Origin of the sequence: Burkholderia pyrrocinia, from assembly GCF_022809715.1 — a bacterium.
Lineage (GTDB): Bacteria > Pseudomonadota > Gammaproteobacteria > Burkholderiales > Burkholderiaceae > Burkholderia > Burkholderia pyrrocinia_C.
This window is the reverse complement of the sequence record NZ_CP094459.1, coordinates 3,536,664-3,554,596: the sequence shown is the minus strand read 5'-3', so window position 1 is coordinate 3,554,596 and position 17,933 is coordinate 3,536,664. Positions and strand designations below refer to the sequence as shown.

17 protein-coding genes are annotated in these 17,933 nt (G+C 67.5%); 7 read left to right on the top strand and 10 right to left on the bottom strand.

Annotated features, from left to right (window positions below; all coding sequences use genetic code 11):
* Positions 1-279 precede the first annotated feature (279 nt).
* The 3 genes from MRS60_RS16475 to MRS60_RS16465 all read left to right on the top strand — a co-directional run bounded on the left by MRS60_RS16475 (position 280) and on the right by MRS60_RS16465 (position 2,582).
* Positions 280-504 (top strand): cysteine-rich CWC family protein, encoded by a 225-nt coding sequence (locus MRS60_RS16475; protein WP_034179332.1) that lies wholly within the window; start codon positions 280-282, stop codon positions 502-504.
* A 91-nt stretch (positions 505-595) separates the two neighbouring features.
* Positions 596-2,026, top strand: a complete 1,431-nt coding sequence (locus MRS60_RS16470) for an ATP-binding protein (RefSeq protein ID WP_034179331.1) — start codon at positions 596-598, stop codon at positions 2,024-2,026.
* Between the two features lie 13 nt (positions 2,027-2,039).
* Positions 2,040-2,582, top strand: a complete 543-nt coding sequence (locus MRS60_RS16465; protein ID WP_011546464.1) for a response regulator transcription factor — start codon at positions 2,040-2,042, stop codon at positions 2,580-2,582.
* A gap of 172 nt (positions 2,583-2,754) precedes the next feature.
* Here the strand turns inward: MRS60_RS16465 and MRS60_RS16460 are convergent, their stop codons facing one another.
* Positions 2,755-3,873 (bottom strand): helix-turn-helix transcriptional regulator, encoded by a 1,119-nt coding sequence (locus MRS60_RS16460; RefSeq protein ID WP_131947194.1) that lies wholly within the window; start codon positions 3,871-3,873, stop codon positions 2,755-2,757.
* A gap of 251 nt (positions 3,874-4,124) precedes the next feature.
* On the opposite strand from MRS60_RS16460, the gene MRS60_RS16455 reads away from it, so the two are divergent.
* On the top strand, positions 4,125-6,194 hold the full coding sequence (locus MRS60_RS16455; RefSeq protein WP_243565002.1) for a hypothetical protein: 2,070 nt from the start codon (positions 4,125-4,127) through the stop codon (positions 6,192-6,194).
* A 92-nt stretch (positions 6,195-6,286) separates the two neighbouring features.
* Here MRS60_RS16455 and hslU read toward each other — a convergent pair whose 3' ends face one another.
* The 8 genes from hslU to dapF all read right to left on the bottom strand — a co-directional run bounded on the left by hslU (position 6,287) and on the right by dapF (position 14,464).
* Entirely contained in the window at positions 6,287-7,630 is a 1,344-nt protein-coding gene (hslU, locus tag MRS60_RS16450; protein ID WP_034179328.1) for an ATP-dependent protease ATPase subunit HslU, read from the bottom strand.
* 10 nt (positions 7,631-7,640) lie between these two features.
* The gene (gene hslV / locus MRS60_RS16445; RefSeq protein ID WP_006755256.1) at positions 7,641-8,177 is read right to left on the bottom strand and encodes an ATP-dependent protease subunit HslV; all 537 of its coding nucleotides are present in this window, start codon (positions 8,175-8,177) and stop codon (positions 7,641-7,643) included.
* A gap of 234 nt (positions 8,178-8,411) precedes the next feature.
* Positions 8,412-8,828 (bottom strand): RNA polymerase-binding protein DksA, encoded by a 417-nt coding sequence (gene dksA, locus MRS60_RS16440; RefSeq protein WP_006477498.1) that lies wholly within the window; start codon positions 8,826-8,828, stop codon positions 8,412-8,414.
* A 507-nt stretch (positions 8,829-9,335) separates the two neighbouring features.
* Complete coding sequence (locus tag MRS60_RS16435; RefSeq protein ID WP_175749039.1) at positions 9,336-10,511, bottom strand: CobW family GTP-binding protein; 1,176 nt, start codon at positions 10,509-10,511, stop codon at positions 9,336-9,338.
* Between the two features lie 97 nt (positions 10,512-10,608).
* The gene (locus MRS60_RS16430; RefSeq protein ID WP_174421409.1) at positions 10,609-11,823 is read right to left on the bottom strand and encodes a class I SAM-dependent rRNA methyltransferase; all 1,215 of its coding nucleotides are present in this window, start codon (positions 11,821-11,823) and stop codon (positions 10,609-10,611) included.
* 76 nt (positions 11,824-11,899) lie between these two features.
* On the bottom strand, positions 11,900-12,820 hold the full coding sequence (xerC, locus tag MRS60_RS16425) for a tyrosine recombinase XerC (protein ID WP_034179326.1): 921 nt from the start codon (positions 12,818-12,820) through the stop codon (positions 11,900-11,902).
* 11 nt (positions 12,821-12,831) lie between these two features.
* Entirely contained in the window at positions 12,832-13,557 is a 726-nt protein-coding gene (locus MRS60_RS16420) for a DUF484 family protein (protein WP_072437587.1), read from the bottom strand.
* A 37-nt stretch (positions 13,558-13,594) separates the two neighbouring features.
* Positions 13,595-14,464 (bottom strand): diaminopimelate epimerase, encoded by an 870-nt coding sequence (dapF, locus tag MRS60_RS16415; protein ID WP_105389517.1) that lies wholly within the window; start codon positions 14,462-14,464, stop codon positions 13,595-13,597.
* 417 nt (positions 14,465-14,881) lie between these two features.
* Here dapF and MRS60_RS16410 point away from each other — a divergent pair, with 417 nt between their 5' ends.
* Entirely contained in the window at positions 14,882-15,160 is a 279-nt protein-coding gene (locus MRS60_RS16410) for a type II toxin-antitoxin system RelE/ParE family toxin (RefSeq protein ID WP_034179323.1), read from the top strand.
* A 13-nt stretch (positions 15,161-15,173) separates the two neighbouring features.
* Positions 15,174-15,476 (top strand): HigA family addiction module antitoxin, encoded by a 303-nt coding sequence (locus MRS60_RS16405; protein WP_105389518.1) that lies wholly within the window; start codon positions 15,174-15,176, stop codon positions 15,474-15,476.
* Positions 15,477-15,506: 30 nt separating this feature from the next.
* On the opposite strand, the gene lpxL is transcribed toward MRS60_RS16405, so the two are convergent.
* On the bottom strand, positions 15,507-16,391 hold the full coding sequence (gene lpxL, locus MRS60_RS16400; RefSeq protein ID WP_034179321.1) for a lauroyl acyltransferase LpxL: 885 nt from the start codon (positions 16,389-16,391) through the stop codon (positions 15,507-15,509).
* A gap of 265 nt (positions 16,392-16,656) precedes the next feature.
* On the opposite strand from lpxL, the gene metK reads away from it, so the two are divergent.
* On the top strand, positions 16,657-17,844 hold the full coding sequence (metK, locus tag MRS60_RS16395) for a methionine adenosyltransferase (protein WP_006482984.1): 1,188 nt from the start codon (positions 16,657-16,659) through the stop codon (positions 17,842-17,844).
* Positions 17,845-17,933: the final 89 nt, after the last annotated feature.

Below are 17,933 nucleotides of genomic sequence, written 5' to 3'. Positions count from 1 at the left end.
CTGGGAACGGTTGAAACACGGCGAATTGTACAGGAGTGGCGCAGCGCAGCATCGGTTTTTGGGTGGGCCGGAGCGCTGGCGGCGCGGCTCGGACACCGCACGCGGCGGCCCGCCGGCTATGGCGCTGCGCGATGCGGGCGACGATGCGCGGACGGCGGCGGCGGGCAGGTTCGCGTGCGCTCGCGACGCACCTCGGCCGGGAGGCCGGCGCGCAAAATCCGTGCGCCGCGCTATGCTTGTCGCGTGGGGCGACTTCACGCCCGTTTCCGCGATTGCGCCATGACCGATTCCGCCGCCGACGCCCGTTCCGCCCCGCGCCGCGCGCGCTGCCCGCACTGCGGGCGCGGCTTCGACTGCGGCGCGCACACGCAGCCGTTCGACTGCTGGTGCGCGTCGATGCCGGCGCTGCCCGGCGGCACGCAGCCCGCGGCCGGCGTACGCTGCCGGTGCCCCGAGTGCCTGGCCGACGAGATCGCGCGGCGCATGGCCGGTGCGGCCGGCTGACGGCGCCGGCCGGGCATGCGGGGCGCCCCGGTCGCCCGCTCCGATCCGGCCCCGCTGGAGGCGCCGCCCGCTAAACGGGTAAACTGCCCGGATGCAACGAATCACCACCACCGGGCGCGTCAACCTCAGTCACCTGTTCTGGCTCCGCAATCTTGCGATCGTCGGCCAGCTCGTGACGATCGGCGTCGTGCAGACCTATTTCGGCGTGCATCTGCCGCTGCCGGCGATGCTGATGGTCATCGCGCTCGAAATCGTTTTCAACGCGCTGACCTGGGTGCGCGTGCTGCGCGCGCGGCCGGAAACCAATTTCGAGCTGCTCGGCCAGCTGTGGGTCGACCTCGGCGCGCTGTCCGCGCTGCTGTTCCTGTCGGGCGGCACGACCAACCCGTTCGTGTCGCTGTACCTGCCGTCGCTCGCGATCGCGGCGGCCGTGCTGCCGTGGCACCTGATGATCTGGCTCGCGGCGTTCGCGGTCGCGTGCTACGCGGCGCTCGGCTTCGATTCGGTGCCGCTCAACATGGACAATCCCGCGAACCTGTTCGACTACTACCGCACCGGGATGTGGGCGAACTTCATGGTCAGCGTCGGGCTGATCGCGTGGTTCGTCGCGCGCATGTCGAATGCGCTGCGCCAGCGCGATGCGGCGCTCGGCGAAGCGCAGCAGCACCTGCTGCGCGACGAGCGGGCGGTCGCGCTCGGCGTGCAGGCCGCCACCGTCGCGCACGAGATGGGCACGCCGCTGTCGACGATCGCGATGCTCGCCGAGGAATTGCGCGACGCGGCGCGCGCCGATCCGGGGCTGGCCCGCTACGAGGCCGACCTGAAGGTGCTCGAGGAACAGATGACGCTCTGCACGTCGGCGCTCGCGCGCCTGCGCAGCCGCGCGAGCGCGCCCGCGAGCCGCCAGCCGGTGGACGACTGGCTCGACACGTTCGTCGAGCACTGGCGCCTGCGGCATCCGCACGTGCAGTTCGAGCTGCTCGGCGCGCGTCCGGCGGGCGTCGCGCTCGACGACACGGTCGCGGCCGGCCAGATCCTGACGATCCTGCTCGACAACGCCGCGCGCGCGAGCCCGCAGCGCGTGACGCTGGCCGCGAAGGTCGCGCACGACCGCGCGGCCGACGAGATCGAATTCGAGGTATGCGACGACGGGCCCGGCATTCCGGCCGCGCTGCGCGAATCGCTCGGCGCGATGCCGGTCGACAGCACGCAGGGCGGGCACGGGGTCGGCCTGTATCTCGCGTTCAGTGCGGCCGCGCGGCTCGGCGGCGCGATCGAACTGTCCGATGTCACGCCGCGCGCGACGGGCGGCAACGGGCGGGCCGGCGGTGCGGCGAATGGCCAGGCCGCTGCCGTATCGGGCCAACGCGCGAGTCAACGCGCGGGCGAACGCATGGCAGAACGAACGGCCGGCACGCCGGACAGCCGCGCGGCTGGCGCAGCCGCCGGACGCGGCACGCGGGCCGTGCTGCGCCTGCCGGTCGTGCGCGTCGCGGCGCTGGCCGCCTCAACCAACACGTAAACGGAGAAACCACATGAGCGAGAACAATTTCCTGGTGATCGACGACAACGAGGTGTTCGCGGGCACGCTCGCGCGCGGCCTCGAGCGCCGCGGTTATGCGGTCCAGCAGGCGCACGACAAGGAGACGGCGCTCAGGCTCGCCGCGGGCGGCAAGTTCCAGTTCATCACCGTCGACCTGCATCTCGGCGAGGATTCGGGCCTGAGCCTGATCGCGCCGCTGTGCGACCTGCAGCCCGATGCGCGGATTCTGGTGCTGACCGGCTATGCGAGCATCGCGACCGCCGTGCAGGCGGTGAAGGAAGGCGCCGACAACTATCTCGCGAAGCCCGCGAACGTCGAATCGATCCTGGCCGCGCTGCAGACCAACGCGACCGAAGTGCAGGCCGACGAGGCGCTCGAGAACCCGGTCGTGCTGTCGGTCGACCGGCTCGAATGGGAGCACATCCAGCGCGTGCTCGCGGAGAACAACAACAACATCTCGGCGACCGCGCGCGCGCTGAACATGCACCGCCGCACGCTGCAGCGCAAGCTCGCGAAGAAGCCGGTGCGGCAGTAAGTCCGGCGCGCGCGGTTTCGCGCGGCAGGCCGTTCGCGCGAGGGCGCAGGCGTCGGGCCGCGCGCCCGCTGCCGCAGCCGTCGCTTCGGACGCAGGCGGTAGCGGTTCGCTGCGAGGATCACCGCGGGAGCGCACCGGCGGCCGGGTGCGCGACACTTGCCGATTCGTTGCATCAGTTTTCGCGTGGGCGCTGCGGAAGCACCCACAGCATTCTTCCCACCGCCTCGGCCTGGTTTCGCGAATGCGTTTTCTCGTAGATCGCGCGCAACTGGGTGCGGATGGTGGCGAGCGACACCCGGGCGCTCGCCGCACATTCCTCGGGCGTTTTGCCGCCGATCAACGCCTCCGCCACCGCGGCTTCGGCACTCGACAGGCCGAACGCCTGCCGCAGTTGTTGCGCGACGACGAGCGGCGCGGCGCTTCGCCGTCTGGCCGTCACGAGCAGCGTCGCGCCGCCGAACGCGGCATGGAGCGCCGGCCCGGCCAGCGCGGCGATGCCGAGAAAGATTTCGTGGGTGCCGTCCAGTGAGCCCGCCAGCGCGAGGCTCTCGCCGTTGCGGGTCTTCGCGACGCGTGCCAGCGCGGCCTTCAGCGCATCGTTGTGCGGCGCGCTCGCAGCACTCAGGTGCCCATGCTCGAGCTTGAGGCAGGTCGTCGCGCGCAACATCGATTCCGCCGCCCGATTGACGAAGACGACGCGCGCATGCCGGTCCAGCGCGAACACGGCCAGACCCAGCTCTTCCATCAGTTCGGCGCCGAGCGCGGCGTCGCGGTGCAGCACGTTCGCATCCTGCCAGAGGTTGATCGCGCGTTGCAGATGCCCGGCCATGCCCGACAGCGCCGTGCGTTCCTCGGGCGAGTAAGGCGGGCGGCCGCAAGCCCTCAGCAGCCCGAGCAGGATGTCGTCGCCGCCCGGGCGCGCCAGGCGGACGCCCATCAGATAACGAATGCCTGACGGAATCTGGTAGTCCTGGAAGAATTCGCTGCGCGCGACATCCTGCTCGGTGAGGTGATCCTGACAGCAGACGAATTGCCCGAGCGGTGCCTGCTCGACAAAGCTGCGGCGCGGATCGAGTGCGCCGTAGTACTGGTCGTAGAGCGCGACGACACTTTCCAGTTCCGCGCGCGGGGAGTAGATCGAGAACTGCGGCGCATTGCGCGCGGAGTCCCAGCTGAACATGTGAAAAACGTTTGCGCCGAGTGATTCGGATACCTGATGAAAGACTTCGAGAAAGCCGTCCGGGCGCAGCGCGGCCTCATAGAGGTCGCCGATGAGGTGGTCCCTTTGCATTGTTCTTCCCCGCTCCCGTTGGCTCGCGTGGCAATCGCGGCGCATCGGTCTTTGGTCTGATGATTTGCTTCGAACCCCGAATGTTTGGTCAGGCTATCACAGGTCCTTTGCGAACTGGGGTATGCGCGATCGCGATTTTCATCTACCTGGATGATGATCCGGAAAATCGGTTTTGCGAGAATCCCCGCCATTCAGCGTGCGTGCGCGACGCGTATGTCACGCAATAACCAGAAGGTCCTCGGGGAAAAACAATGAAACGCACACCTGTCGTACTCGGTATCGCCGCACTGGTCCTGACTGCTTGCGGGGGCAGCGATTCGTCGTCCGGCGGCTCGCCGCCGCCGGCCGCGCAGACGGTCAGCGGCGTCGCGGCGGCGGGTGCCGCGATGCAGGGCGCGACCGTCACGCTCGTCGACGCGACGGGCAAATCGGCCGACTGTCCGGCCGACGCGACCACCGGTGCGTTCCATTGCACGGTGACCGGCATGACCGCGCCCTTCGCGCTGTCGGCCGTCGGCAATGTCGCCGATTCGCAGGCGACGCTGATCTCGCTCAGCGCCACCGCGGGCACGCAGACGATCAACATCACGCCGCTCACGAATGCGATCGCCGCCACGATCGTCGGCGACAATCCCACGAAATTGCTGGGCAACACCGGACTGCTGCAGAGCAAGGTGACGGCGCAGGCCGTCGCCGGTACCGTGCAGGCCTACTCCGCCGCGCTGGCCGACGTGCTGGCCGCGACCGGCAACACCGGCGCCGACCTGATCGCCGGGCCGCTGACCGCCGGCGCGCCCGGGCTCGACCGGCTGCTCGACCAGTTGAAGGTCAACGTGCTGCCGGACGGCGGCGTGCAGATCAGCTCAGTGGCGGGCACTTCCAGCGATACGCCCGCACAGCTTCAGCTCGCGCCCGGCGTCGCACCGCAAGCCGGCGACAAGGCCAGCCTGCCGGCCGTCGCGACCATCGACGGCGTGCCGCTGTCGAACCTGCCGAGCGCCAGCGATCTCGCGTCGCTGCAGGCCGCGTTCAACCACTGCTTCGCCGGCACCACCGCCGCCGCGCGTCTCGGCGGCGGCGCGCCGGCCTGCAGCCAGCTCGTCGTCGACGACGTCGCGCCCGGCGCGTTGAACGCCGGCGTGCCCGCGGCCTACCTCAACAACGGGATGTCGTCGCAACAGGAGTTCGGCACGGCGCCGGGCATCGTGGCCGACGATGCGATGAACAACGCGAGCTTCAGCCTGCCGGAAGTGATTCGCGTGATCGCCGGCGACACGATGTGGGTCAAGCTGTCGTGGACGCGCACGGACGGCATTCGCGACGGCATGCAGCAGCATGTGCAGCTGGCGGTGAAGGAAGGCGCCCGCGCGAGCGGCGACACCGGCTGGCGCGTGATCGGCAACCAGCGCGCGGTGCTGAGCAAGGTGAATGCGAACGCGCAGAAGTGGGACTGGCTGAATCCGGCCAATCCGTCGACCGGCACCAACGCGTTCGTCGACTCGCTGAACCTGCAGGTCGGAATCGTCGATGCTGCCGGCAAGGCCGTGGATTTCGCGATCGTCAAGGGCCCGGGCTTGCGCAACGGCGTGTTCCTCCAGCCGTCGAGCGGCACGTGCGACACGCTCAATATCCGCGCGCAGATCGCCAGCGGGCAGACGCCGGCCCAGCTCGCCGCGCTCGCGAAGAGCGGCCAATGCCGCAACAACTATCGGCTGGCCGGCGTCGCGCAGGACCCGGCGAACCAGGGCGTGTTCACGTGGCCGGGCGACGCGCCGCGCAACAACACGGCGTGGTCGAAGCCGCAATTGAGCGCAGCGGAGCTGGCCGACATCAAGCCGTTCAGCGCCTATACGATCGACCTCTACCAGAACGGCAGCACGGCCGCGCCGGCGAAGAGCTATACGGTCCGGCTGCGGACTCCGTCGCCGTTGCCCGACGCGCTGCGCCAGTATCAATGGCACGACCCCGCGCATTCGACGCGCGACATGCTGACGCCGGGCACGGCCAGCACGTTCGCGGGTGGCGCGACCTTCCCGCTCGGCTGGACCTCGAAAGCGGGGCTGCCGTTCGTCAAGCGCGGCAACGTGCAGATTCGCGCGACACCGGCGGGGCAGGCTTCGGCGGTCTTCGTCAACGGGATCGCGCACGCCGCGCCCGCGCAGCCGGGCACCGCGGTGACGCTCAACGTGCCGGGCGATCAGGGCGTGGCGTTTCCGTCGGTGGCCGGCTGGACGGGCGGTACCGATTTTTCGTTCGCGAATCTGAGCTGGTCGGATTCGTTCGACATGCAGTTTACGGTGTCGCTCGAGTACGACCGCTGACAGGCCGGCGTCGACGGGCCGCCGCGCCCGCTCCAAAAAAACGGGCGACTCCAGCGGAGCCGCCCGTTTTTCGTCGGATGCCGGGTGCCGCGTTACAGCACGTAGCGCGACAGATCCTCGTCCTGCGCCACTTCGCCGAGCGCCCGGTCGACATACGTCGCGTCGATCGTCACGCACTCGCCGGCGTGATTGCCGGCCGAGAACGACACTTCCTCGAGCAGTTTCTCGATCACCGTGTACAGCCGGCGCGCGCCGATGTTCTCGGTCTTCTCGTTGACCGAATACGCGATTTCCGCGAGGCGGCGGATGCCGTCCCGGGCGAATTCGAGCTGCACGTCCTCGGTCGCGAGCAGCGCCTGGTACTGCTTGACGAGGCTCGCGTCGGTCGCATCGAGGATCGCCTCGAAGTCTTCCACCGACAGCGATTCGAGCTCGACGCGGATCGGAAAGCGGCCCTGCAGTTCCGGAATCAGGTCGCTCGGCTTCGCGAGGTGGAACGCGCCGCTCGCGATGAACAGGATGTGATCGGTCTTCACCATCCCGTACTTCGTGTTGATCGTCGTGCCTTCGACGAGCGGCAGCAGGTCGCGCTGCACGCCCTGGCGCGACACTTCGCCGCCGCTGCCTTCGTTGTTGCGCGACGTGATCTTGTCGATCTCGTCGAGGAACACGATGCCGTTCTGCTCGACGTTCTGCACGGCCTTCGTCTTCACTTCCTCGTCGTTGAGCATCTTCGCCGCTTCCTCGTCGGTCAGCAGCTTCAACGCTTCCTTGATCTTCACCTTGCGGCGCTGTTTCTTGCCGCTGCCGAGGTTCGAGAACATCGAGCGGATCTGCTCGGTCATCTCTTCCATTCCGGGCGGCGCCATGATGTCCATGCCGACCGACGGCTGCTCGAGGTCGAGCTCGACTTCCTTGTCGTCGAGCTGGCCTTCGCGCAGGCGCTTGCGGAACGTCTGGCGCGTCGCGTTGTTGTCGTCGTTCGCGTGCTCGGCATTGCCGCCGAAGCCCACCGCGCGCGGTTGCGGCAGCAGGATGTCGAGGATGCGGTCTTCCGCCTGGTCGGTCGCCTTGCTGCGCACCTTGCGCATCTCGGATTCGCGCGTCTGCTTGACCGAGATCTCGATCAGGTCGCGCACGATGCTGTCGACGTCGCGGCCGACGTAGCCGACTTCGGTGAACTTGGTCGCCTCGATCTTGATGAACGGCGCATCGGCGAGCTTCGCGAGGCGGCGCGCGATTTCGGTCTTGCCGACGCCCGTCGGCCCGATCATCAGGATGTTCTTCGGCGTGATTTCCGTGCGCAGCGGATCGGCGACCTGCTGGCGGCGCCAGCGGTTACGCAGCGCGACCGCGACGGCCTTCTTCGCCTTGTTCTGGCCGATGATGTGCTTGTCGAGTTCCGAGACGATCTCGGCAGGGGTCATGGTGCTCATGGGGCGGTCCTTACTCGATCGTTTCGATGATGCGGTTGTGGTTCGTGTAGATGCACATGTCGCCGGCGATCCCGAGCGACTTCTCGACGATCTCGCGCGGCGACAGCTCGGTGTTCTCGGCGAGCGCGCGGGCCGCGGCCTGCGCATACGCGCCGCCCGAGCCGATCGCGCAGATGCCGCCTTCGGGGTCGAGCACGTCGCCGTTGCCGGTGATCACGAGCGTGGTGGTCGCATCGGCCGTGATCAGCATCGCCTCGAGGCGGCGCAGCATCCGGTCGGTGCGCCAGTCCTTCGCGAGCTCGACGGCCGCACGGGTCAGGTTGCCCTGGTGCTTCTCGAGCTTCGCCTCGAAGCGGTCGAGCAGCGAGAACGCATCGGCGGTGCCGCCCGCGAATCCGACCAGAACCTGGTTGTTGTAGATCCGCCGCACTTTCCGCGCGCCACCCTTCATGACGATGTTGCCGAGGGTTACCTGGCCGTCGCCGCCGAGCGCGACCTTGTCGCCGCGCCGGACCGAAACGATGGTCGTGCCGTGAAATTGCTCCATCTGCGTTCCTTGAGAAAAACGGGGAAGAGTCGGGCGGCGCGAGGCGCCGCCGCGTGAATCGCAGTGCGCCGGGGAGCGGCCCGGCGCGCGTCCGTTTCATTTTAGGGCGGGCGCGGGGATATCAAGAGGCGGGAGGCAAATCGGCCGGTGGGGAACCGGTGCCGGAAAAACAAAAAGCGCGCGGCAGGCCGCGCGCTTTCGGGAAGCAGCGTGTCGGAGCGGAACGCCGCTCGATCAGTCGCCGAACAGCTTCTGGCGCAACTCGCGGCGCTCCTGCGCCTCGAGCGACAGCGTGGCCGTCGGACGCGCGAGCAGGCGCGGAATGCCGATCGGCTCGCCGGTTTCCTCGCACCAGCCGTAATCGCCGGAATCGATGCGGGCGAGCGACTGCTGAACCTTCTTGAGGAGCTTGCGTTCGCGATCGCGCGTGCGCAGCTCGAGCGCGTGCTCTTCCTCGATCGTCGCGCGATCGGCGGGATCGGGGACGATCACCGTCTCGCGCAGGTTCTCGGTCGTCTGGCCTGCATTCTTGAGGATGTCCGCCTGCAACTGTTCGAGCCGATTTTTGAAGAAGGCGAGCTGATCCTCATTCATGTAATCCTTGTCGCTCATCTTCAGGATTTCGGCTTCGGTCAAGAGTTTCTTCGTCATCTGCTTGCTTCTTCAATGTGCGGCAAATCAAGAGATATTGCCTGCACTTTGGGATTACCCGCAACCGCGCTTGCAATCATTTGCGATTTGCCGCCGCGGGGCCGAAAGCCTCTGGAAAACCGGTTCTCAAATACCAGGATAGGCCTGGCGCGGATTTGCGCGCGCGGCGAACCGGTGTGCTGCGCGGCAGATCGCATCGGCCGCGGCCGGGTGGCGGATTGGCGATCCGGCGCGGTTGCGATGCCCGGAAAACTGGTTCAGCAAGAACCGGGCCTGTTTGTTGCCGTACTCCAGCGGGCACGTATTGTAACTGAATCGCAAGCGGGCGCCGTATCGGGTCGATCCCCGTCGGCTGCGCCAATATCTAGAAAATATAACGCGCAAATCGCGAAAAAGCGATGACGGCGAAACCCTGCCCGCACGCCGCCGCCGGGGCCGCCGCGAAAGCGGCGGCGCGGGCGGGGCGCAAAGGGCCAAAAAAGGCCGCAAACGCGGCGCCCGCGCGCGTCAGGCGAGGCAGGCGTCGAGGCCGTCGGTGATCAGGTCCTGCGGCAGGTCGACGCCGATGAAGACCATCTTGTTGGTTTTCTTTTCGGCCGGCAGCCACTTGGCGGCGAGGTCGCTGCCCATCATCTGGTGTACGCCCTGGAACACGACCTTGCGGTCGACGCCCTTCATGAACAGCACGCCCTTGTAGCGCAACATCCGCTCGCCGTAGATCTGCAGGATGCCGCCGAGGAAGTCTTCCAGCTTGTTCGGGTCGAACGGGCGGTCGTTGCGGTACACGAACGACTTGATCTTGTCGTCGTGGTGCGCGTGGTGGTGATGGTGGTGGCCGTGGTCGTGATCGTGCGCGCATTGGCCGTGATCGTGGTCGCAATCGGCGTGATCATGATCATGGTCGTGATCGTGGTGATGGTGCGCGTGATCGTCCTCGGCGAGGAAATCGGGGTCGATCTCGAGCTTCGCGTTCAGGTTGAAGCCGCGCAGGTCGAAGATTTCCTTGATGTCGGCTTCGCCGAAATTCACGACCTTGATCGCGGCCCTCGGGTTCATGTGCATCAGGCGGTGCTTGAGGTCGGCGACGGTCTGGTCGTCGACGAGGTCCGACTTCGTGATGAACAGGCGGTCGGCGAAACCGACCTGGCGCTGCACGACTTCGTGTTCGTCGAGCTGCGCGTCCGCGTGCTTCGCGTCGACGAGCGTGATGACCGCGTCGAGCAGGAAGTCGTCGGCGATTTCGCTGTCGATGAAGAAGGTTTGCGCGACGGGGCCCGGGTTCGCGAGGCCGGTCGTCTCGATCACGATGCGGTCGAAGTCGAGCTTGCCTTCGCGCTTCTTCGCGGCCAGATCGCCGAGCGCGCGTGCGAGGTCGCCGCGGATCGTGCAGCAGATGCAGCCGTTGCTCATCTGGATGATCTGCTCGTTCGAATCCTGCACAAGGATTTCGTTGTCGATGTTCTCTTCGCCGAACTCGTTCTCGATCACGGCGATCTTCATGCCGTGCTGTTCGTTCAGGATGCGCTTGAGCAGCGTCGTCTTGCCGCTGCCGAGAAAGCCGGTAAGGATGGTGACGGGAGTGGCCATGTCGGTCGCCTGTGGTTCGTGAATCGGGGTCAAAACCAGGATGTGCGTCGCGCCCTCGCGCTGCGAGCCGGGGCGCACAACCATCCATTGAAACATACCTGTCAAGCCCCCGCCCGTCGTCCGGACGACAGGCGAAAGCGTTGGCCCGCCAGGCGGGGCCGGCGGACCAGGGTGTCCGCCAAGATCGGGGCGATCAGACGATTTGCAACAGCAGGCCCTTCAGATATTCGCCTTCCGGGAACGCGGCGAGCAGCGGGTGATCGACGCCCGCGCCGAGCCGCTTCAGGATGCGCGCGTCGACCTTCGCGTCGGCTGCCGCGCCCGCGACGATCTTCTGGAACAGGTCCATGTCGATCGCGCCCGAGCACGAGTACGTGAACAGCAGGCCGCCCGGGCGCAGCAGCTTGAAGCCGCTCAGGTTGATGTCCTTGTACGCGCGCGCCGCGCGATCGACGCTGTCGCGGGTCGGCGCGAACTTCGGCGGATCGAGCACGATCAGGTCGAAACGCTCGCCTTCGTCGACGAGGCGGCGCAGCGTCTTGAATGCATCCGCGTCCAGCCAGGTCGCGCGTTCGGCGTCGAAGCCGTTGGCGACGACGTTCTGCTGCGCGAGCGCGAGCGCATCGCCCGACGAGTCGATCGACACGACGCGTTTCGCGCCGCCCTTGAGTGCCGCGAGCGAGAAGCCGCCCGTGTAGCAGAAGCAGTTCAGCACGTCGCGGTCGGCCGCGTACTGCGCGACGAGCGCGCGGTTGTCGCGCTGGTCGACGTAGAAGCCCGTCTTGTGGCCGTTCGGCACGTCGACGTGATAGCGCACGCCGTTTTCGTTCGCGATCAGCGTCGCGGGCGGCGCATCGCCGGCCAGCACGCCGGTCGTCTGTTCGAGCCCTTCCTTGTCGCGGATCGACACGTCCGAGCGCTCGTACACGTTCGGGCAGCCCGTCGCGCCGGTGAGCGCCGCGACGATCGCATCCTTCCACGCTTCGACGCCCGCGGCCATGAACTGGCAGACGAGCTGGCCGCGCGGCGCCGCGCCGGCTTCCGCGGTGTCCGCGACGTAGTAGTCGACGATCAGCCCCGGCAGCCCGTCGGCCTCGCCGAACACGAGCCGCACCGCGCCGGTGCCGGACACCATCGTCGTGCGGTGCGCGACCGCGCGCTGCACGCGGCGCTTGAAGAACGCGTGGTCGATCGGCTCGTTCTCGTCGAAGCTCCATACGCGCACGCGGATCTGCGACTGCGGGCTGTACGCACCGCGCGCGAGGAAGCGGCCGTCGTGCGTGCGCACGATCACGGTTGCGCCGGGCGCGGGCTTGCCGTCGACGCGGTCGATCGCATTGGCGTAGATCCACGGATGGCGGCGCAGCAGCGATTTTTCCTTGGACGGCTTGAGTGTGACGGTTTGCATGATGGGATCGAAATGGGCCGCGCCCGACGCCGACCGTTGCCGGTCGCCGCGCGCGGCGGGTAACACGGGACGCGCGTCAGTCGCGCTTCTTCGCGCGCGGATGCGCGCTGTCGTAAATCTTCGCGAGATGCTGGAAGTCGAGCGACGTATAGACCTGCGTCGCGGCGACGCTCGCGTGGCCGAGCAGTTCCTGCACCGCGCGCAGGTCGCCGCTCGACTGCAGCACGTGGGTCGCGAACGAGTGGCGCAGCACGTGCGGGTGGACGTTGGCGGGAATGCCCGCAGCGAGCGCCGCGCGCTTCACGCGCTCGCGCACGACCCCGGGCGACATCCGGTTGCCGCGCACGGACACGAACAGCGGATGCGGGTCGTGCTTCACGAATTCGCCGCGCACCGCGAGCCACGCATTCAGCGCATCGATCGCCTTGCGGCCGACCGGCACCTTGCGCTCCTTGTTGCCCTTGCCGCGCACGGTGACTTCGGCTTCGGCGAGATCGAGCCAGCCGGCCGAGCGGTAGCCGTCGGCCTGCGTGTACATGACGTCGAGCCCGATCAGCTCGGCCAGGCGCAGCCCCGACGAATAGAACAGCTCGAGGATCGCGTGATCGCGGATGCTCTCGGTCGTGCCGGAGAGCGGCGCGTCCATCAGTGCCGACGCGTCGTCGACCGACAGCGCCTTCGGCAGCGTTTTCGGCCGCTTCGGCGCGCGCACCGCGGCAACCGGGTTCGCGGGCATCTCGATGCGCTGCGCGAGCCAGCGGTAGAACGCGCGCCATGCCGACAGGCGGTGCGAGATCGACCGCGCGGACAGCCCGCCCGCGTGCGCGCGCGCGACCGCGCCGCGCATGTCGACGGCCGTCAGCGTGTCGAGCGGGCGGCCGGCCGCGAGCTTCTTCAGTTCGTCGAGTTCGTGCGTGTACGCGCGCAGCGTATGTTCCGACAGCTGCCTGATGTGCTTCAGGTTCGACAGGTAGGCGGCGACCGGATCGTCTGTCATCGCGTGCGCGGTTAGTGCGGCAGCAGGCGCGTGAGCGCCGCGCTCGCGAGCGTCGCGATCTGCGCGAGGAAGTCGGTGGCCATCCCGTCGTGGAAGCGGCGCGGGTCGGGCGAGCCGAGCACCAGCAGGCCGAACGCGGGCGCGTCGGTGCCGGCGAGCGGCGCGCGCAGCGCGAGCAGCGCGACCGATGCGGCCGAGCCGTCGCCGGCCGGCGCGGCTTCGGCGCCTTCCGCCGCATTCGCGGCCGAGGCGGCTACCGCGGGCGCGAGCCACTGCGCGGCCTCGAAGCCCGTGTTCGCGCCGCAGTACGGCGTCGACAGGCCGTTCGTGAACAGGCGCACTTCCTCGCCGACCTGGCGCGCGAAGTCGGCCTGCGCGTAGGTGTCGGCGACGTCCCATACGCGCAGTGCGGTTTGCGGCACGTCGAACACGTCGGCGATGCCGTCGGCGATCGTGCGCGGCAGCGCGTACGGATCGCGTTCCGCGATCACGCGCGCGGTCCAGCGGCTGAACTTCGCGGACAGGCTGTCGTTCTCGTGGCCGTACCGCACGAGCTCGGCTAGGCGGCGCTCGAGATGCTTGTTCTTGTCGCGCAGCATCTCCATCTGCCGCTCCTGCAGCGAGATCGCGGCCTTGCCGTGCGGGTTCGCGAGACGGATCGTCGCGAGCAGTTCGGCGTGCTGCGCGAAGAATTCGGGATTGGCGAGCAGGTAGTCGGCGACTTCGCGATCGTTCATGTGGCTGGAGCGTTCAATTATCAAGGACGTTGCAGGGTCAGGCGTTCAGGTCGATCTCGCCTTCGAACACGGTCGTGGCGGGCCCGGCCATCATCAGCGCGGCGGTTTCGTCGCGCGCGCCGTCCCAGCCGATCGTCAGCGTGCCGCCGTGCGTGTGCACGGTCACCGGCGAATCGAGCAGGCCGCGCCGGATGCCGGCCGCGACCGCCGCGCACGCACCCGTGCCGCACGCGAGCGTCTCGCCCGCGCCGCGTTCGTACACGCGCAGCTTCACTTCATTGCGCGACACGATCTGCATGAAGCCGGCGTTCACGCGCTGCGGGAAGCGTGCGTGGCGCTCGATCAGCGGGCCTTCTTCCAGCACGGGATACGCTTCGGCATCGTCGACGACCTGCACCGCATGCGGATTGCCCATCGACACCGTCGAGATCCAGCGCGTCGCGCCGCCGACGTCGAGCGGCCACAGCGTGTCGCGGCCTTCGGTGCGGCCGTCGAGGCCCGACGCATCGAACGGCACCTGTGCCGGCGCGAACACGGGCGCACCCATGTCGACGACGACTTCGCCGTTGTCCTGCAGCGTCAGCGTGATCAGGCCCTTCATGACCTGCACGCGCACGCTGCGCTGGTCGGTCAGGCCGCGGTCGCTGACGAATTTCACGAAGCAGCGCGCGCCGTTGCCGCAGTGTTCGACCTCGCCGCCGTCGCAGTTGAAGATCCGGTACTTGAAATCCGCGCCTTCGACGGTCGGTTTTTCGACGAGCAGCAACTGATCGGCGCCGATGCCGAAGTGCCGGTTGGCGAGCGCACGCACCTGCGCTTCGGTGAGCGGCGGCAACGCGCGCGAATAGCCGTCGAGCACGACGAAGTCGTTGCCCGCGCCGTGCATCTTGGTGAACGAGAGTTTCACTGGGTCCGGGATTCCATGGCGAACAAGGCGGCCAGCACGACGCGAACGGCCCGCGGCCATGCCGGGCGGCCTCGTTCGTCGTGCTGATCTCAGCCGTAAATGATACATGCAGCCGACAGGGGCGTCCCGCGCGGGCGGGCGTTTCGCGTCGCCAGTGGAGACGGGACGGGCGGTATCTGTCGATCGGTCGACTGGCCGCGTCAGTGGCGAGGGGACAAATTGACGCGGTGTGGCGGGCGTTGTCGCAGCGCAGGCGAGGCTTGGCGATGCGTGCCCGATGCACGGTGAAAGCACGGGACGACCCGGATGAGCGTTTTCGTACGGGTCAAATTGACAAGGTGATCAAGCGATTCGTATAGTGTGGCTATACATCTGTAGGCCATGCTGTCGACATCGCGACTTGAGTGTGGGAGGTCCATGATCAAGTCATGGCAGCACAAGGGGCTGGAAGCGTTTTTCATGAACGGGAGCAAGGCGGGCATCCTGCCGGACCATGCTCCAAGACTGCGGCGCCAGCTTGCCCGTCTCGACGTGGCGAGCCGGCCGTTCGACATGAACGTGCCGGGCTGGCGCTTCCATGGCCTTGCCGGCGGGCTGGACGGTTACTACGCGGTGAGCGTGAGCGGTAACTGGCGCCTGACGTTCCGGTTCGACGGCTCCGATGTCGTCCTGGTCAATTACCAGGATTACCACTGAGGTGATTTAAGCCATGACACGCATCTTCAATCCGCCCCATCCGGGCGAAGCGCTGCGCGATGACGTGCTGCCGGCGCTCGGCCTGACCGTCACCGAGGCCGCTGCGCAACTCGGCGTGACGCGCGCGGCGCTGTCGCGGATCCTGCACGGCCATGCCGGTATCTCGCCGGAAATGGCGCTGCGTCTCGAAGCGTGGCTGGGCGAGGACAGCGGCGGCCGTGCGGATCTATGGCTCGCACAGCAGGCTGCGTTCGATCTCTGGCAGGCGCGCGCGAAAGGCGCGCCGAAGGTGGCGAGAGCGCAGGCGCGCGCATGACGGCGCGCCCGCGGGTTTCGCCCGGCAGGGTCAGTACAGGCCCGGCTCGCCGGGCGGGCGCGTCTTGAAGCGCTTGTGGACCCAGTAGTACTGCTCGGGCATCAGCGGGATCTGTTCCTCGAGGAATTCGTTCATCCGCCGCGCGTCGAGATCGTCGTCGCCGGTCGGGTACCGATCCCACGGCTTGAATACCTTCAGCCGGTAGCCCTTGTAGTTCGGCAGCACCTCGCCGATGAACGGCACGACCTGCGCGCGGCCCGTCTTCGCGAGCCGGCCGACGGCCGTCAGCGTGCAGGCCGGCACGCCGAAGAACGGAACGAACGTCGAGTTGCGCAGCCCGTAGTCCATGTCGGCGCCGAGCATCACGGGCTTGCGGTCGCGCAGCCAGCGCAGCACGACGCGCGCGCTGTCCGCGCGGCCGACCATCTCGGCGTCGAAGCGCCCGCGCGCCTTCTTCGCTTCTTCCTCGAGCACCGCGTTCGAGAACGGCTGGTAAAGCGATCCGCAGCGGCGCTGCAGCGACCGGTTGAGCCAGATCGAACCGGCTTCGATGCCGACGAAGTGCAGGCCGAGGAACAGCGTCGGCGGCAGGTCGGGATCGGTGAGGTCGACCGCGCTGTCGACCTGGATCAGCTTCTCGAGCTTCTTCGCGGAGCCGAACCATTGCACGCTGCGCTCGACGTAGCTGCGGATCGCATGGCGGAAATGCAGGCCGGCCACTTCCTCGCGCCGTTCGTCGCTCCAGTCCGGGAAGCAGAGTTTCAGGTTGGTGTGTACGATGCGTTTTCGCCGGCTGGGGATCTGGTACAGCAGCCAGCCGAGACCGTCGCCGAGCCGCGCGGTCAGGCCGTACGGCAACAGGGCGAGCAGCTTCAGGAAGCCGATGGCGAGATGCGTGCCGAGGCGGCCTAGCATGCGGCACCTCCGTGGGGCCGGATGGCCGGCGCGTTGCGAGCAGGGTGGTAAGACAGTGGAAGAAACAGCACGGGCAGCGCTCTGTGACAATTCAGGAAAGCCGCTATAATACGGGCTTCGCCGAGTTAACTGACAACTTGCGGGGCGAAGCCGGCTGGCGCGAAGCGCGCTGCCCGGTCCTGGTAATCCGCTAAAGCGTCGCCGCTTCAGGCCCAACGAAGCTGGCTACGTGAAACCAACCGTAACCACACAGGAGCCTGAAAAAGTGGCAAACGATTATCTCTTCACGTCCGAATCCGTCTCCGAAGGCCATCCGGACAAAGTCGCGGACCAAATCTCGGACGCGATTCTCGACGCCATCCTCGAGCAGGACAAATATTCGCGCGTTGCGGCGGAAACGCTGTGCAACACGGGTCTCGTCGTGCTGGCCGGTGAAATCACCACCACGGCCAACATCGATTACATCCAGATCGCGCGCGACACGATCAAGCGCATCGGCTACGACAACACCGACTACGGCATCGACTACAAGGGTTGCGCGGTGCTCGTCGCGTACGACAAGCAGTCGCCGGACATCGCCCAGGGCGTCGATCGTGCACACGACGACAACCTCGACCAGGGCGCGGGCGACCAAGGCCTGATGTTCGGTTATGCGTGCGACGAAACACCGGAACTGATGCCGCTGCCGATCTACCTGTCGCACCGTCTCGTCGAGCGCCAGGCCAGCCTGCGCCGCGACGGCCGCCTGCAGTGGCTGCGCCCGGACGCGAAGTCGCAGGTGACGGTCCGCTACGTCGACGGCAAGCCCGATTCGATCGACACCGTCGTGCTGTCGACGCAGCACGCACCGGACATCGAGCTGCCCGCGCTGCGCGAAGCCGTGATCGAGGAAATCATCAAGCCGACGCTGCCGGCCGACCTGATCAAGGGCGACATCAAGTTCCTCGTGAACCCGACCGGCCGGTTCGTGATCGGCGGCCCGCAGGGCGACTGCGGCCTGACGGGCCGCAAGATCATCGTCGATACGTACGGCGGTGCCGCACCGCACGGCGGCGGCGCGTTCTCGGGCAAGGATCCGTCGAAGGTCGACCGTTCGGCTGCGTATGCAGGCCGCTACGTCGCGAAGAACATCGTCGCCGCCGGCCTCGCGTCGCGCGCGCTGATCCAGGTGTCGTACGCGATCGGCGTTGCCGAGCCGACCTCGGTGATGGTCAACACGTTCGGCACGGGCCGCGTGTCGGATGCGGTGATCACGAAGCTCGTGCGCGAGCACTTCGACCTGCGTCCGAAGGGCATCATCAAGATGCTCGACCTGCTGCGCCCGATCTACGAGAAGACCGCTGCTTACGGCCACTTCGGCCGCGAAGAGCCGGAATTCTCGTGGGAAGCGACCGACAAGGCGCTCGCACTGGCCGAAGCGGCCGGCGTGGAGCCGACGGCACGCGTCGCGTAAGCGTCGTTCGCCCGAAACAAAAAACCCCGGCAATGCCGGGGTTTTTTTATGGATTCCGATCGCCGGCACAACGGCGGCGATCATGGCGG

Excerpts from the sequence above, each read along its gene's own strand:
- MRS60_RS16465 (WP_011546464.1), top strand. The coding sequence starts at position 2,040 with ATGAGCGAGAACAATTTCCTGGTGATCGACGACAACGAGGTGTTCGCG.
- hslV (WP_006755256.1), bottom strand. The coding sequence starts at position 8,177 with ATGGAGCAATTTCACGGCACGACCATCGTTTCGGTCCGGCGCGGCGAC.
- MRS60_RS16470 (WP_034179331.1), top strand. The coding sequence starts at position 596 with ATGCAACGAATCACCACCACCGGGCGCGTCAACCTCAGTCACCTGTTC.
- MRS60_RS16405 (WP_105389518.1), top strand. The coding sequence starts at position 15,174 with ATGACACGCATCTTCAATCCGCCCCATCCGGGCGAAGCGCTGCGCGAT.
- MRS60_RS16420 (WP_072437587.1), bottom strand. The coding sequence starts at position 13,557 with ATGAACGATCGCGAAGTCGCCGACTACCTGCTCGCCAATCCCGAATTC.
- MRS60_RS16410 (WP_034179323.1), top strand. The coding sequence starts at position 14,882 with ATGATCAAGTCATGGCAGCACAAGGGGCTGGAAGCGTTTTTCATGAAC.
- lpxL (WP_034179321.1), bottom strand. The coding sequence starts at position 16,391 with ATGCTAGGCCGCCTCGGCACGCATCTCGCCATCGGCTTCCTGAAGCTG.
- hslU (WP_034179328.1), bottom strand. The coding sequence starts at position 7,630 with ATGAGCACCATGACCCCTGCCGAGATCGTCTCGGAACTCGACAAGCAC.
- xerC (WP_034179326.1), bottom strand. The coding sequence starts at position 12,820 with ATGACAGACGATCCGGTCGCCGCCTACCTGTCGAACCTGAAGCACATC.
- MRS60_RS16430 (WP_174421409.1), bottom strand. The coding sequence starts at position 11,823 with ATGCAAACCGTCACACTCAAGCCGTCCAAGGAAAAATCGCTGCTGCGC.
- MRS60_RS16455 (WP_243565002.1), top strand. The coding sequence starts at position 4,125 with ATGAAACGCACACCTGTCGTACTCGGTATCGCCGCACTGGTCCTGACT.
- dksA (WP_006477498.1), bottom strand. The coding sequence starts at position 8,828 with ATGACGAAGAAACTCTTGACCGAAGCCGAAATCCTGAAGATGAGCGAC.
- MRS60_RS16460 (WP_131947194.1), bottom strand. The coding sequence starts at position 3,873 with ATGCAAAGGGACCACCTCATCGGCGACCTCTATGAGGCCGCGCTGCGC.
- MRS60_RS16475 (WP_034179332.1), top strand. The coding sequence starts at position 280 with ATGACCGATTCCGCCGCCGACGCCCGTTCCGCCCCGCGCCGCGCGCGC.
- MRS60_RS16435 (WP_175749039.1), bottom strand. The coding sequence starts at position 10,511 with ATGTTTCAATGGATGGTTGTGCGCCCCGGCTCGCAGCGCGAGGGCGCG.